Source organism: Chishuiella changwenlii (assembly GCF_900142565.1).
Lineage (GTDB): Bacteria > Bacteroidota > Bacteroidia > Flavobacteriales > Weeksellaceae > Empedobacter > Empedobacter changwenlii.
The window spans coordinates 46,099-61,698 of record NZ_FRBH01000007.1 but is presented as its reverse complement, the minus strand read 5'-3'; the positions used below and the strand labels follow the sequence as shown (position 1 = coordinate 61,698).

Genomic DNA, 15,600 nt, shown 5'->3' with positions numbered 1-15,600 from the left:
TTGTATGTATTTTTTTAAAAATTATAGTTTACTGATAATCCAAAGTTTGCTCCTCTTTTGTAAGAAACAGCTGTTACATTACCTGTTGCATTTTCTTGAACTCTTCTAAATTCTGGATTAAGAATATTTCTTGCAGCGAAATTGATTCCTATATTTTTATTCAATTTTGAACGTAGAATAAAATCTAGAGAACCTATTCCTTTATCAACTAAGTTTCCTCTTTGTTCATTATTTAAAGCATAGATACGGTCAGAATAATATGTGTATGCAACAGTTGCCATTAATTCTCCTCCTCTATCCCATTGTCTTACATAAGAAACATCTGCATTTACAAGTAAGTCAGAAGCTCCTGTTAATGCTGCTTTTGGTGTTGTTAAATTCAGGTTATACATTCCATTCGTTTCTCTACGAACTTTATCAGCGTCAATCTCCTGATCTGTTTTCATGTAACTTGCATTTAAACCTGCAGATAATGTATTTTTACCAACAGCTCCAAAATTGATAAGGTTTTTTCTTACCTCAACCTCAGCTCCAACAACATAACCGTAGTCACCATTTACCCAAGAAATATCATTTGTAGATGAAGCAATAATTACCTCATTCACGGGATCTTGAATATATTTACCAAAACCTGCTACAGAGAAAAGCTCCCCTCTAGCTGGGAAAATTTCCCATTTTAAGTCTACGTTATAGTTTTGAGAAGCATATAAATATGGGTTACCATATTTTGTTTGTGTTACATCTTCGTATAAAAATTGTGCTCTTTCCTTAAACTGTGGTAATGTGTAAGTTTTAGAAGCTGCAAAACGTAAGTTTTGTTTGTTATTGATTGCGTACTTAACAATTAAACTAGGTAAAAAGAAATTCTCGTCTAATTCATTCTTATTTAAATTTCCTGATAACTGTGTTCTCCATTCAATAGATTGTAATATATTTTCGTAACGCACACCTAAAATAGCACTCAATTTATCTGTGAAATTATATTCGATACTAGCAAAACCAGCATGATTATTTTGTTCACCACTATAAATTTGTGGCATTAATGTTCCGTTATATGTTTCGGTTGTGAAATAACCGTTATTAAAGTTTGTTTGATTAAAAAATGCATCTAAGTTATTTGGATCTACAACAGTATTCAATAATTGTGACGCATTAATTCTAAAGTTAAATTGGCGTGCTTCGAAATCACGATTTATAATTCGTCCACTATATCCTACACGAATAAAACCTTTTTCTAATCCGTCAGCATTTGGTTTTAATTTATAATTTAAACCAATATTAGCTGCATAACTGTCTTCTTGTAAGTTATGGTAATAACGATGATTATCCGTTGTCGTTACTTGCCCTAAACGATATCCATTTAAGTTATTATCATAAATTAATGAATTTTGTGTACGATCAGGAATATCACTTTTTACTTTGTTATAAGCCAATGCCCAATCTAAATCTATACGATCTGTCAATTTATGATCTCCCAAAAGTTGGTTAACCATTAATTGATTCTGTACATAGGTATTTCTTAAAATTAAACCATTGTCATTTTCCGCTAAATCACGAACATATCCTTTGTATATATCTTTTGATTGTTCCGAAGAATTAATGAATAATAAATTATAGCGGATGTTATGGTTTTTATTGATTTTATAATTCGCATTAAACATTCCTGTAGAGTTTGTTTTGTACGAATATCTTTGATGCGGGTCAAAAGATTTTAAACGACCTCCACGACCTCCTTGCGCATTAATTGTTTGATTTAATCCTTCAATGTAATCGTAATTACTATTAAAGTTAGCTGTTGCAAATAAACCTAATTTTCCTTCTGATCCAATTCTAAATGTCTTACCAGCTTTCAATCCAAAATTTGGAGCAATTGTAGTAGATGTTGTTGGATTTAACTTAGTAGGAAAATTAAATGTATTTAATGGGTTATTAGGAATATTAATTTTTGAAAATCCTATTTTATTAGGTCCATCTTGTAACATGAAATTATCTTGTCCTATTGCATTTGTGTTAACAGAAGTTCCTAAAGAAAATTCAAACATTCCTTTATTATCAGTAAAATTCTTTGAAACAATATCTACTCCTGCTCCAGAAAAATCTCCAGATAACTTCGAAGAGTATACTTTATCAACTGATAAATATTGAATAATATCTGTATTAAAAATACTTAAATCAATATTTTTATATTCAGGATCATTAGATGGTAAAGGTAACCCATTAAGTGATGTAGAAATATAACGATCTCCTAAACCTCTTACATAAACTAAGTTTGTACCTTCTAATTTAGAAATTCCTGAAATTTTTGTTATTGCAGTTGCTGCATCGCTAACTCCTTTTCTTTCTAGCTCTTCTGCTCCTATATTTGTTATTACATTTACAGATCTCTTCTGCATGTTTAATAAGTTCGCTTCAGAAGATTTGCTTTTTGTTGCAGTAACAACAGCAGTAGATAAATCTATATTACTATTACTTATATCTACAGGATTTAGGTATAAGTTGTATGTAGTAGATTCTGTTAAATTTTGTGTGATTGTTTGATAACCTTCAACTTTTAAATCAATCTGAAAAACATCTTCTGGAACAGAAATTTCATAATGTCCGTTCTGATCTGTTTTTGCTTCAATGTTTAAACCTTCAACAATAAAAGTTTTTTCAGCTAAGGGTTTATTTGTTTTCTGATCAAATAAAGTCCCTTCTAATTTATTATTAGTTTGTGCAAATAATGCCGCAGAACCTAATAATAAAAGTAAAGTTAAATTGCGTTTCATTTATAAAAATGTGTTTTCGTGTTTGTTGGGTACAAAGTTGCTTTAAGTATTTGATAAGCATTTATTGTTATCGTAAACAATTTGTTATGGAAATGTTATTATATTTTCTTAACTTTAAATGAATGTTAAGAAACATAATTTATAAATTTCTCGTATAATTTAAGTTTAATTTTACATCGACTAGATTTAATAGTCATTACAAACAATATATGAAGAACATAAAAATTCTATTAGTTGACGATGAACCAGACATTTTAGAGTTCATTGGATACAATTTAAAAAAAGAAGGTTTTGATGTAGAAACTGCTCAAAACGGAATCGAAGGTTTAAAACAAGCAAAAGTTTTTCGTCCAGATCTTATCTTATTAGATGTAATGATGCCACAAATGGATGGGATGGAAATGTGTGCTGAACTTAGAAAATTAGATTCATTTCAAGATACATTAATCGTTTTTCTATCTGCTCGATCTGAGGACTTCTCTCAACTTGCTGGTTATGACGCTGGTGCAAATGATTACATTTTAAAACCAATCAAACCAAAAGTTTTAATTAGTAAATTAAACGCATTACTAAAATTAAAGCAACCTAGTGATTCTCCAAAAGATGAATTTATTAAGTTAAATAACTTCGAAATTAATCGTGAAACTTATAAAGTTAACTTTCAGGGTAATGACTTCTTATTACCTAGAAAAGAATTTGAATTAATTGCTTTATTAGCTTCTAACCCAGAACGTGTATTTAAAAGAGAGGAAATTCTTGAAAAAGTTTGGGGTAACGAAGTTGTTGTTGGTGGACGTACAATTGATGTTCACATGAGAAAATTAAGAGAAAAATTTGGTAACGATCGCTTTTCTACAATTAAAGGAATTGGTTACAAAATAAACGACTAAAAGCTTCATGGCTTCAAAATTTAAGGTTCAGAATATTTTTTTATACGCATTTTTCAGTACACTTTTTTTAGCAAGTGGTTATGTGTTATTTGCCTATTTATGGTTTGGAAATATTGATTTTATCATCGCAGAAAAATTTTTCTACATCAGTTTAGTACTTTTTTTATTAATTGTACTGAGTATATTTTATTGGTTTTTCTTAAAAAATCAACGTAAAAAAGATTTTACTGAAATTTCTAAAAATATTCCAGAATTTAAATCTACCAATGTAGATTTTGAAGAGCTTTCTCAAAAAATATCTAGTATGACGGAAGGACAATCGCAGGAAATTGTCTTTCTTAATGAGCGAGAAAATTACCGAAGAGATTTTTTAGGTAATATTTCTCATGAATTAAAAACTCCATTATTTTCTGTACAAGGTTACCTTTTAACATTAATTGAAGGTGGAATTGATGACGAAAATATTCGAGACAAGTATTTAAACAGAATTAATAAGTCTGTTGATCGACTAATATATCTTGTAAAAGATTTAGATATGATTTCTGAATTAGAAAAAGGTCGTATCAATATAGAATTCTCAACTTTTAATATAACAGCTCTTACTCAAGATGTAATTGATTTATTAGAGATAAAAGCAGAAAAAAACAATATTAAATTAACACTTAATCATCCTGCTAATCAGCCCGTAAAAGTCGTTGGTGATATTCAGAAAATACAACAGGTTTTAATTAATTTAGTCGTTAACGCTATTAATTATTCTAATGCCAATACCGAAGTCGTTATTGACTTTACGAGTGTAGATGATAAGATTAAAATTTCTATAAAAGATCAAGGCGTTGGTATTAAACAAAATGATTTAGACCGAATTTTTGAACGTTTTTACCGCGTAGATAAATCACGAAATCGAAACAATGGAGGTTCTGGTTTAGGTTTAGCAATTGTTAAACATATTCTTGAAGCTCACAAAGAGCGAATTCATGTAAACAGTAAAGTAAATATTGGTTCTACTTTTTATTTTTTCTTGAAAAAGGGTTAGCAGATTCAACAAATTTTAATGTTGTTCCATTCTTAAAAAACTTTAATGTATCATTCTTAGCTTCTTTCCAAATATAGAATGGAGGCTTAACATTTAATGCACTTCCTTTATTTACAATTAAAGAATCGCTAAATAAATCTGCATATAAAATAGAATCTTTTTCTTTTAAAGAGCTTTCAGAATTATCGGCTAAATAATAACCTTTTCTCAAATAAAGAGGATCTTTTATTCTTAGAGTAGAATCTCTTTCATCAACAGACCATTTAATGTAAATAGGATTAAATCCATCATTGTATCCGACAAAAACACGTGTTGTATTTACTATATATCTCACAGAGAAGATTAATACAGTAAAAAATACGAGTATTCCAATGTAGTAAATTATTAATTTCTTTTTCATATTGAGGTTTATTAGGTGTTGATTATTAGTACACAAATATCGTTAAACTAACCATAATGACACATAAAAAATGTAAATTTGTGAAAATTATTAAACTTAATATTACATAATGCAATATAATCCAAAAGAAATCGAGCCAAAATGGCAAAATAATTGGATCGATAAAAAAACTTTTAAAGCTGATAATGAATCTGATAAACCTAAATTTTATGTCTTAGACATGTTTCCTTATCCGTCTGGTGCAGGATTACATGTTGGTCATCCATTAGGATACATTGCTTCAGATATTTATTCTCGTTATAAGCGACTAAAAGGTTTTAATGTTCTTCACCCACTTGGATACGACTCTTTTGGCTTACCAGCAGAACAATATGCAATTCAAACTGGTCAACATCCTGCAGTTACAACAAAAGTAAATATAGAAGGTGGAGTTGATAAACAAGGAAACGAAATTTCTGGTTACGAAAATCAATTAAAGAAAATTGGTCTTGGATATGATTGGGACAGAGAAATTCGTACTTCAAATCCAGAATATTACAAATGGACACAATGGATTTTTAATCAATTATTTGATTCTTATTACGATAATGATACAAATAAAGCTGAATCTATTAGTCAATTAACTAAAAAATTCTCTGTTGAAGGAAATGCGAGTGTAAATGCTGTCGCAGATGAAGATGTAGAAATTTTTACAGCTGAACAATGGAATACTTTATCTGAAAAAGAGCAACAAGCAATCTTATTAAAATATCGTTTAACTTTCTTAGCAGAAGCAGAAGTTAACTGGTGTCCAGATTTAGGAACTGTTTTAGCAAATGATGAAGTTATTAATGGATTATCTGAGCGTGGTGGTTATCCTGTTATTCGTAAAAAAATGACACAATGGATGATGCGTATCACAGCTTATGCAGATCGTTTATTAAGCGGATTAGATACAATTGATTGGTCTGATGCTATAAAAGAAGCACAACGTAATTGGATTGGAAAATCTCAAGGTGCTAGTATCTTTTTTGGAATTGATGGTCATGATGAAAAAATAGAAGTTTTCACAACTCGTCCTGATACTGTTTTTGGAGTTTCTTATGTTACTTTAGCTCCAGAACATCCTTTAGTATCTGAAATAACGACAGCAGAAAATAAAGAAAAAGTGGAGGCTTATGTTGATTATACTTCGAAACGTTCGGAGCGTGATCGTTTAGCTGATGCAAAAAATATTACGGGAGAATTTACAGGCGCTTACGCTATTCATCCATTCACAGGAAAACAAGTTCCTATTTGGATTGGTGACTATGTTTTAGCTTCTTACGGAACGGGAGCTGTAATGGCTGTTCCTTGTGGTGATGAACGTGATTTTGCTTTTGCTAATCATTTCGATTTACCAATTATAAATATCTTCAAAAATCAAGATATTTCTGAGGCCGCTTTTACAGAAAAAGGTGGTTTCGAATTACAAGATTCTGATTTTTTAAACGGATTAAGCTATAAAGAAGCTGTTGCAAAAGCTATTGCAGCATTAGAAGAAAATGGTTTTGGAAAAGGAAAAACAAACTTCCGTTTACGTGAAGCTGTTTTCTCTCGTCAACGTTATTGGGGTGAGCCAGTTCCAGTTTATTTTAAGGACGAAATGCCTTACACAATTCCAACAGAGGCTTTACCTATTATTTTACCAGAAGTTGACGAATATTTACCAACAAAAGATGGTGAGCCACCATTAGGTCGAGCAACAGAATGGGCTTTTGATACATTAACTAATAAAGTTGTTGATAATAGCTTAATTAATAACGAAACTATTTTTCCAATAGAATTAAATACTATGCCAGGTTGGGCAGGTTCTTCTTGGTACTGGTTACGTTATATGGATGCAGATAATGACAAAGAATTTGTATCTAAAGACGCCGTAAATTATTGGGAAAATGTAGATTTATACATGGGTGGTTCTGAGCATGCAACAGGACATTTATTATATTCTCGTTTTTGGCAAAAATTCTTATTCGATAAAGGTTTTGTTCCTACTGACGAATATGCTAAGAAACTGATTAACCAAGGAATGATTTTAGGGATGAGTGCATTTGCTTACCGTATTAATGGTACAAATACTTTTGTTTCTAAATCTTTAAAAGATCAGCACGAGACAACTCCAATTCACGTAGATGTTAACATCTTAAAAGACGGTGGAGATGAATTAGATTTTGATAAATTTAAAGCTTGGCGTGAAGATTATGCAAATGCAGAGTTTATTTTAGAGGATGGTAAATACATCACTGGACGTGAAGTAGAAAAAATGTCAAAATCTAAATACAACGTTATTTCACCTGATACGATTTGTGACGAATATGGAGCAGATTCTTTACGTTTATATGAAATGTTTCTAGGTCCATTAGAGCAAACTAAACCATGGAACACACAAGGTTTATCTGGTGTTTATTCGTTCTTGAAAAAATTCTGGCGTTTGTATCATGGAGCAGAAAACGAAGCATTCTTTGTTTCTGATGACGAGCCAACGAAAGAAGAAATGAAAGTTTTACATCAAACTATAAAAAAGGTAGATGAAGATGTTAACAATTTCTCATTTAATACTTCTGTTTCTACATTTATGATTGCTGTAAATGAATTAGGAAAATTAAAAACAAATAAACGTTCTATTTTAGAGCCTTTAGCAATTATTATTTCTCCTTATGCACCACACATTGCAGAAGAATTATGGGAGAAATTAGGTCATGAAACATCTATTGCGAATGAAAGTTTCCCAGCTTTAGAAGAGAAATGGTTGGTTGCAGATGCAAAAGAATATCCAGTTTCTTTTAATGGTAAAATGAAGTTCTTATTAGAATTACCTTTATCATTATCTAAAGATGAGATACAAGAAATTGTAATGAAAGATGAACGTACAATTAAACAATTAGGAGATCGTACACCAAAGAACATTATTATTGTTCCTGGAAAAATTATCAACATTGTTGGATAAGAAGTTCTAATAAATATAAAAACCCCCAATATCTTTAAAAGATATTGGGGGTTTTATTATGTGTTATTTTAATTGTATTAACGACTAATTTCCAACCGTAGAATCTCGTCGGATTCGAGCAATTTTATAGATAGCTATTAGCCCGAATACTAACATTGATATAACTTGAGCTAAGTAAAGTATCAATCCAAAATAGTCTCCAATAGCTCTTCCCTCTTGCTCATCTCCTCCTTTTGTAAAATAAACAGCAGAAAATGCAATGGACATAACATACGGATAAGCTAAACCTCCAGAAACGGGTAAAATCATTCCTAATGAGCCTGCTATTAATAAGAATAATCCTTCTGGAATTCCAAAGTTTTTAGTATCGGGAAATGCAAAAAAGACAAGGTAAGTCATTAAGAAATAACATATCCAAAGTGCGAAAGAATAAAAAATAAATAAACCTCTTTTTTCTAGTTTAGAAATAGATTTTATTCCTTCCCAAAGACCAAGTAAGAATTTTTTTATTTTTTCAAAAAAGGATAATTGAGTTATTTTTTTCCAGAAAAAAGTGATGATTAAAACTCCTAAAACCAGAATCCCAATAGCGATGTAATATTTTACATAAGATGGCTCTTTTGTATCAATTGATGAGTTTTCTTTATCGCCTAATTTTATAAAGTGAATAAGAGTTTCATAATTAAATAGAAGTGTTAAACCGAAAGACAATCCTAAAAATAAAAGATCTATCACACGTTCCAATACAACAGTCCCAAAAGATTTTTCGAATGGAACTCTCTCCATTTTATATAAACTTGTTGCACGCGCTACTTCCCCACTTCTTGGAATTGTTAAATTCATAAAATAAGCAAAAGAGATTGCCCAAAACCCTGAAGATGTTTTGGTGTGATACCCCATGGGTTTAAGAAGAAGATTCCAACGAGAAGCACGAATACAATAGGTTAAAATACTAATTGCCATTGAGGCAAAAATCCAAAAATAATTGGTTTCTTTTAAAACGGATGCAACTCGTTCGAAATCAATTTGCTTCACTGTTATTACAATAAAAAAAATAGCTAACAGCGAAGCAATGATTAAGAAGAGTGATTGTTTAATCTTACTCTTCATGTATAATTAAAAATTAATTTCTTTAATCTAAACGATTGTTTTCGTTCGGAAAAACAATTGTCGGTTCGTAGGTTTTAGCCTCTTCAAAATCCAACATTGCATAAGTAATGATAATAATTGTATCACCAACTTGCACTCTACGAGCTGCAGGACCATTTAAACAGATTTCTCCGCTCCCACGTTTACCTTTAATAATATATGTTTCAAATCGTTCACCATTGTCTTGTACAACGATTTGCACTTTTTGCCCAACAACCATATTTGCAGCATCAATTAAATCTTCATCAATTGTGATACTTCCAATATAGTTTAATTTTGCATCTGTTACCTTAACTCTATGTATTTTAGAGTGAAAAACTTCTACCATCATAATTTTACAAAGTTACGTTTAACAAAATAAATTCAAAAGCTATTCTAAAAATTTTAAAATATTTTAATATAAAAAATTAATTTATTTAAAATTTGATGTTATCTATTAAACGAATATCTCCTGCATAAGCCACAACAAATCCTCTAACATTTTTTGCCTCTTCAAAATGCTCTATTGATAATAATGTTTCTTCGTTTGTTATTTCAAAATATTCTAATTCGAATGGAGATTGAGCAAATTCTTTCTCAACAAAATGTTTAATTTCTGCAACATCTTTCCCTTCACTTTTAAGTGCGACTGCTTTAGAAAGAATTTCATAAATCTGTGGTGCATCATTTAATTGTTTCGAAGATAAACGAGCATTTCTAGAACTAAGTGCTAAACCAGAAACAGCACGATATATTGATACAGGGACAATTTCTACATCTAGTTTTTCTTGTTTAACCATTTCTTGAATAATACGAATTTGTTGAAAATCCTTTTCTCCAAAGTAGGCTTTTGTAGGTTGAACAATGTTAAATAATTTAGAAACTACTGTTGCTACTCCATCAAAATGTCCAGGTCGAGAAGAACCTTCCATTACTTTATCAATTGTACCAAAATCGTAATGTTTTGCTTTCTCATTTTCCTCATATAAATCGCTAACAGATGGCATATAGACAAAATCACAGCCATTTTTTATTAACAATTCGATGTCTTTTTCTTCTGTTCGAGGATATTTTTTTAAATCATCTGGATTATTAAATTGAGTAGGATTGACAAAAATACTTACAATTGTATAATCATTTTGGGCTTTAGAAACATTTAATAAAGACATATGTCCATCATGCAGAGCGCCCATTGTAGGGACAAAACCAATCGTTTTGTTTTGTTTTTTTAACTCGATAATTGTTTGAGTTAATTTTTCCTTTTCGTTAAATATATCCATGATGTGGATTTGTTAAAAAAAAACTAATATAGGCGCAAAGCTACTATAAGCAAATAATATATCAACATTTTTTTGTAAATTTGTGCCTTATTATTCATTAGGAAAAGAGAGTATAGAAATTATGGAAGGAAAGCGCATATTGTATGTAACAACAGAAATGGTACCTTACTTTCCTGAAAATCCGATGTCTTCACAAGCATTAGACTTGCCAAAAATCATGCAAAGTAATGGCGCAGATGTAAGAATCTTTATGCCAAGATTTGGAGCAATAAACGAAAGAAGACACCAATTACACGAAGTAATAAGACTTTCAGGTATGAACATGATTATTAATGATTTGGATCAACCATTAATCATTAAAGTAGCATCAGTTCCAGGAGAGCGTTTACAAGTGTATTTCATCGATAACGAAGAATATTTTAAAAGAAAAGATGTTTATGGAGAAAACAATACTTTGTTTTCTGATAATGATGAACGATCTATCTTCTTCGCAAAAGGAATTTTAGAAACAGTAAAAAAATTAAACTGGAAACCAGATGTCGTTCATGTTATGGGATGGATGTCAAGTTTAGTACCTTTATATCTAAAAAATTATTATGCTGACGATCCATTTTTTCAAGATGCTAAAGTTGTCGTTTCTTTATTCGACAATGCTTTTGAAGGAGAGTTAGACAAAGAATTAGTTAATAAATTAGCTTTTGACAATGTTGAGGCTGATGTAAAACAGTATTTAGAAAACCCTACACATTTAGGAATGATTCAAGCTTCTTTGCATTATGCTGATGCAGTTGCAAAAGGAGAAGATGTAATTCCAGAAGATGTAAAAAATTATATCAACCAACAAGGTATTCCTTTATTAGAAAATTGTTCTAAAGAGCAAGCAAAAGAAGTTTACAATAACTTTTATGTAGAAGGAGTATTAAACTCTAATTAAAATCTGTTGAGATTAATGAAAAAATTTTTGAATATCCTATCTGTATCTATCGCAATGATGATTGGAATGGGAGCAATTGTTTCATGTGAAGATGAAACATTAGGTTTAGGTAATGGTGTTATCGGAGGCGAAGCCGAAGGAAATGTTAAAACATTAGATGTTATTGCCTATAACAGTAAGTTTGATACTTTACGAACAGATAAGTTTGTTTTAAAAAATGGTGCTTTTGGTGCTTATAATGAAAATGTTTTTGGAACAACTTCTTCTAAATTCTATACACAATTAAGACCTACAACTATTGGAAATGCAGATTTTGGAACAGAAACAAAAATAGATTCAGTTAATTTATATATTCCTGTTTATTTTAATGCTTCTAAAGATCCAGTATCTAAAGACACTATTAATTTATCTAAGCCTAATCAAAAAGCAACAGATAACGATACAATATTAATTACAACAAAGTATGCTGTTGATTCTTTATATGGAAAAAAAGACATGAACATGACTTTGAAAGTTAGAGATATTAATACACCTATGTATACAAGCTCTAAGTACTTTTCAAAATTAGATGGCTCTGAATCTTTATTTTCTGTTAATTCACCAGTAATTGGAACTGCAACTATTGGTAAAACAGTTAGTAATAAAATTGTAAAAGTAAGAAGTGCTACAACTAATATTTTTCAAGAAACTGTAGGATATAAAGTAACTTTAGATAAGCAATATTTTGATGATAAAATCATTAAAAATGCGAAAACAGGTTTACTTTCTGATTATTCAACATTTATTCGTGAAAATATAAGAGGTTTTGAATTCTCTGTTGATGAAACAGATGGATTTATTGTTAATTTTAATCCAAATGGTTTAAACTTAAACATGTATTATTCGTACAAAAATCCTACTGCTAAAACAGAAGGACAAACGAATTACAAAGAAAGATTAACAGGTACTTATGGATTTGATTTTACAAATATATGGAATGCATCACTTGCAGGTTCTAATGTAACAGCAAGCCAAATTGTAAATAATTACGCTGGTACTACATACGAAGCTGCTATGGCAAATGTTAATACAGAATTAGGAGATGCACGCATATTCTTAAATGGAATGAGTGGTAGTTATGCTAAATTACGTTTTAATCAACAACAATTAAGTGATTTGAAAACAGAAATGTCTTCTAAAAACATTACAATTATTGGTGCTAAATTAAAATTCTTTATAGACGACGCATACAAATTAACAAAACCTCCATACATTGTTGCTTGGAATGAATATACAAAAGATGGTAAAGCTATTAGCGAATTATATGCTGATGTTTTAGAGTTTTATAATGCTTATCCAAATTCTGTTCATTTTAATCCTATTGTAACTGGAAGTACGGATTTTTATACTATTGATATTACAAAACATTTAAAAAGCATGTTAGAAAAGAATAATGAATTCCAAAATCAAACAATGCTAATTACAATGGGTAATTTTGTTACATCTTCTAGTGATGCAACTACTATTAATAGTACAAATCCTTACCAAAATAATAGAGCATACAATCCTTATAGAATTGTATTACATGGAAATAACTCAGAAGTTGAAGCTAAAAAGCTAAAGCTTTTAGTATATTATTCTGAGAGATAATAAATTAACTAAACTATAGAATATTATGTGTGGAATTGTAGGATATATTGGACACCGAGAGGCGTATCCAATTATTATAAATGGCCTTAAAAGACTAGAATATCGAGGATATGATAGCGCAGGTCTGGTTTTATCAACTGGTTCTGATTTTGAATTAGTAAAAACAAAAGGAAAAGTTTCTGATTTAGAAGAGAAATCTTCAGGCTTAGACAAAACTCCACATTTAGGTGTAGGACATACGCGTTGGGCAACACATGGTGTTCCTAATGATGTAAACTCTCATCCACACATGTCTAATAATGGGCGTTTGGTTTTAGTTCACAATGGAATTATTGAGAATTACGAAGCTATTAAACAATTATTGTTAGATAAAGGATACGTTTTTCATAGCGATACAGATACAGAAGTTCTAGTTAACTTTATTCAATTGTTCCAAGAAGAGCAAGATTTAAATTTAACAGATGCTGTTCGTGTTGCACTTAATGAAGTTATTGGAGCGTATGCAATTGCTGTTCTTGATAAAGAACAAGCTGACACAATTGTTGTTGGTAGATTAGGTTCTCCATTAGCAATTGGAATTGGAAAAGATGAGTTCTTTGTAGCTTCTGATGCTTCTCCATTTATTGAATTTACAAAAGATGCCATTTATTTAGAAGATGGTGATATGGCAACAATTACTTTAAATAAAGATGTTGACATTCGTACAATTCAAAATAATGAGCCAGTATCTTTAGATATTCAAGAATTACAAATGAATATTGAAGCAATTGAAAAAGGTGGTTTTGAGCATTTCATGTTAAAAGAAATCTACGAACAACCTCGTTCTATTCGCGATACAATGCGTGGACGTCTTTTAGTAGACGAAGGAATTATCAAAATGGCTGGTATTTGGGATCATCAAGAAAAATTCTTAAATGCAAAACGTATTATAATCGTTGCTTGTGGTACATCATACCATGCAGGATTAGTTGCTGAATATATGATTGAGGATTTTGCTCGTATTCCTGTTGAAGTTGAATATGCATCAGAATTCCGTTACCGTAATCCTATCATTAATAAAGAAGATGTTGTAATTGCTATTTCTCAATCTGGAGAAACTGCAGATACTTTAGCAGCATTAAAGTTAGCAAAAGAAGCAGGTGCGTTTATTTTTGGAATTAACAATGTTGTTGGTTCTTCTATTGCACGTATTACTGATGCTGGAGCTTATACACATGCTGGACCAGAAATTGGGGTTGCTTCTACAAAAGCATTTACTGCTCAGTTAACTGTTTTAGCTCTTATTGCTTTAAAATTAGGAAAACACAATGGTCAATTATCAACAGAAAAATTCACTGTGTTAACAAGAGAATTAGAGCGTATTCCAAATTTAGTACAACAAATTCTTGATAACTGTGAAGGGGTAATTGATAGAATTGCTGAAAAATATAAAGACAACAAAAATGCTATTTATTTAGGTCGTGGATATAACTATCCATCTGCTTTAGAAGGTGCATTAAAATTAAAAGAAATTTCTTATATCCATGCAGAAGGATATCCTGCTGCTGAAATGAAACATGGACCAATTGCTTTATTGGATGAAAATATGCCAGTTATTGTTATTGCTCCTAAGAAAGGATATTATGAAAAAGTAGTTTCTAATATACAAGAAATCAAATCTCGTAGTGCAAAAGTAATCTCTATCGTAAACGAAGGAGATACACAAGTTGTTGCTATGTCTGATGATTATGTAGTAATCCCAGAAACTGTAGAAGAATTTTCTCCTATTTTAACAGCTATTCCATTACAATTATTATCATATTGGATTGCAGTTAAATTAGATAAAAATGTTGATCAACCTCGTAACTTAGCAAAATCTGTTACAGTAGAATAAAAAAAAACAATTTTTATTAGAATACAAGATAGGGATGATGTTAAAAAATCATCCCTATCTTATTTTATATTTGTATAATTAATCATTATTTTCACAAAAAAAATTAATCATGTTTACCGGAATTGTAGAAAGTTTAGGAAAACTTGTTAAAATAGAACAAGAGCAAACAAATTTGCATTTATGGATAAAAGCAGATTTTGTAGATGAATTAAAAATCGATCAAAGTGTTTCCCATAACGGAGTTTGCTTAACTGTTGTAGATTTTAAAGACGACCTTTATAAGGTTACAGCTATAGAAGAAACGATACAGAAAACAAATTTTAACACATTAAATATTGGCGACTCGATAAATTTAGAACGATGTTTGCAGTTTAATGGTCGTATAGATGGTCATATTGTTCAAGGTCATGTAGATCAGACAGGAAAAATTATCTCAATAGACAACCAAGAAGGAAGTTATTTTATAACAATTGCTTACGATGAAGACAGTACAAAAAATGTAACTGTAGAAAAAGGATCTATTTGTTTAAACGGTATTAGTTTAACCGTAGTAGATAGTAAAGTAGGAGAATTTTCCGTTGCCATAATTCCTTACACATGGGATTTTACTAATTTAAGTAATGCAAAGGTTGGAGATACATTAAACTTAGAATTTGATATCATTGGAAAATATGTAAAAAGATTAGTCCAAAAGTAA

12 protein-coding genes are annotated in these 15,600 nt (G+C 30.3%); 7 read left to right on the top strand and 5 right to left on the bottom strand.

Features of this window, described 5'->3' with window-relative positions; genetic code table 11:
• Nucleotides 1-14 precede the first annotated feature (14 nt).
• A complete protein-coding gene (locus BUA86_RS09440; protein ID WP_072932156.1) occupies nucleotides 15-2,768 on the bottom strand; it encodes a TonB-dependent receptor domain-containing protein in 2,754 nt (917 codons plus the stop codon).
• Between the two features lie 209 nt (nucleotides 2,769-2,977).
• Here BUA86_RS09440 and BUA86_RS09435 point away from each other — a divergent pair, with 209 nt between their 5' ends.
• Entirely contained in the window at nucleotides 2,978-3,658 is a 681-nt protein-coding gene (locus BUA86_RS09435) for a response regulator transcription factor (protein WP_072932155.1), read from the top strand.
• Nucleotides 3,659-3,665: 7 nt separating this feature from the next.
• Nucleotides 3,666-4,694: a sensor histidine kinase gene (locus BUA86_RS09430; protein ID WP_083580338.1), complete on the top strand. Its 1,029-nt coding sequence runs from the start codon at nucleotides 3,666-3,668 to the stop codon at nucleotides 4,692-4,694.
• Here BUA86_RS09430 and BUA86_RS09425 read toward each other — a convergent pair.
• Nucleotides 4,663-5,094, bottom strand: coding sequence for a hypothetical protein (locus BUA86_RS09425; protein WP_072932153.1), 432 nt, complete (start codon nucleotides 5,092-5,094; stop codon nucleotides 4,663-4,665). The two genes, BUA86_RS09430 and BUA86_RS09425, sit on opposite strands and share 32 nt — an antisense overlap.
• Before the next feature lie 109 nt (nucleotides 5,095-5,203).
• Between BUA86_RS09425 and leuS the strand changes: the two genes are divergently transcribed.
• Nucleotides 5,204-8,059, top strand: coding sequence for a leucine--tRNA ligase (gene leuS / locus BUA86_RS09420; protein ID WP_072932151.1), 2,856 nt, complete (start codon nucleotides 5,204-5,206; stop codon nucleotides 8,057-8,059).
• 84 nt (nucleotides 8,060-8,143) lie between these two features.
• On the opposite strand, the gene BUA86_RS09415 is transcribed toward leuS, so the two are convergent.
• The 3 genes from BUA86_RS09415 to panC all read right to left on the bottom strand — a co-directional run bounded on the left by BUA86_RS09415 (nucleotide 8,144) and on the right by panC (nucleotide 10,467).
• Complete coding sequence (locus BUA86_RS09415; protein ID WP_072932150.1) at nucleotides 8,144-9,169, bottom strand: lysylphosphatidylglycerol synthase transmembrane domain-containing protein; 1,026 nt, start codon at nucleotides 9,167-9,169, stop codon at nucleotides 8,144-8,146.
• A 22-nt stretch (nucleotides 9,170-9,191) separates the two neighbouring features.
• Nucleotides 9,192-9,539 carry an aspartate 1-decarboxylase gene (gene panD / locus BUA86_RS09410; RefSeq protein WP_072932148.1) on the bottom strand — a complete coding sequence of 116 codons (348 nt, stop codon included), beginning with the start codon at nucleotides 9,537-9,539 and terminating at the stop codon, nucleotides 9,192-9,194.
• 85 nt (nucleotides 9,540-9,624) lie between these two features.
• Complete coding sequence (gene panC, locus BUA86_RS09405; protein WP_072932146.1) at nucleotides 9,625-10,467, bottom strand: pantoate--beta-alanine ligase; 843 nt, start codon at nucleotides 10,465-10,467, stop codon at nucleotides 9,625-9,627.
• A gap of 121 nt (nucleotides 10,468-10,588) precedes the next feature.
• Here panC and BUA86_RS09400 point away from each other — a divergent pair, with 121 nt between their 5' ends.
• The 4 genes from BUA86_RS09400 (at nucleotide 10,589) to BUA86_RS09385 (ending at nucleotide 15,600) form a co-directional block, all read left to right on the top strand.
• On the top strand, nucleotides 10,589-11,401 hold the full coding sequence (locus tag BUA86_RS09400; protein ID WP_072932520.1) for a glycogen/starch synthase: 813 nt from the start codon (nucleotides 10,589-10,591) through the stop codon (nucleotides 11,399-11,401).
• 15 nt (nucleotides 11,402-11,416) lie between these two features.
• A complete protein-coding gene (locus BUA86_RS09395) occupies nucleotides 11,417-13,030 on the top strand; it encodes a DUF4270 family protein (protein WP_083580337.1) in 1,614 nt (537 codons plus the stop codon).
• Nucleotides 13,031-13,055: 25 nt separating this feature from the next.
• Nucleotides 13,056-14,903, top strand: coding sequence for a glutamine--fructose-6-phosphate transaminase (isomerizing) (gene glmS / locus BUA86_RS09390; protein ID WP_072932142.1), 1,848 nt, complete (start codon nucleotides 13,056-13,058; stop codon nucleotides 14,901-14,903).
• A gap of 109 nt (nucleotides 14,904-15,012) precedes the next feature.
• Nucleotides 15,013-15,600 (top strand): riboflavin synthase, encoded by a 588-nt coding sequence (locus BUA86_RS09385; protein WP_072932140.1) that lies wholly within the window; start codon nucleotides 15,013-15,015, stop codon nucleotides 15,598-15,600.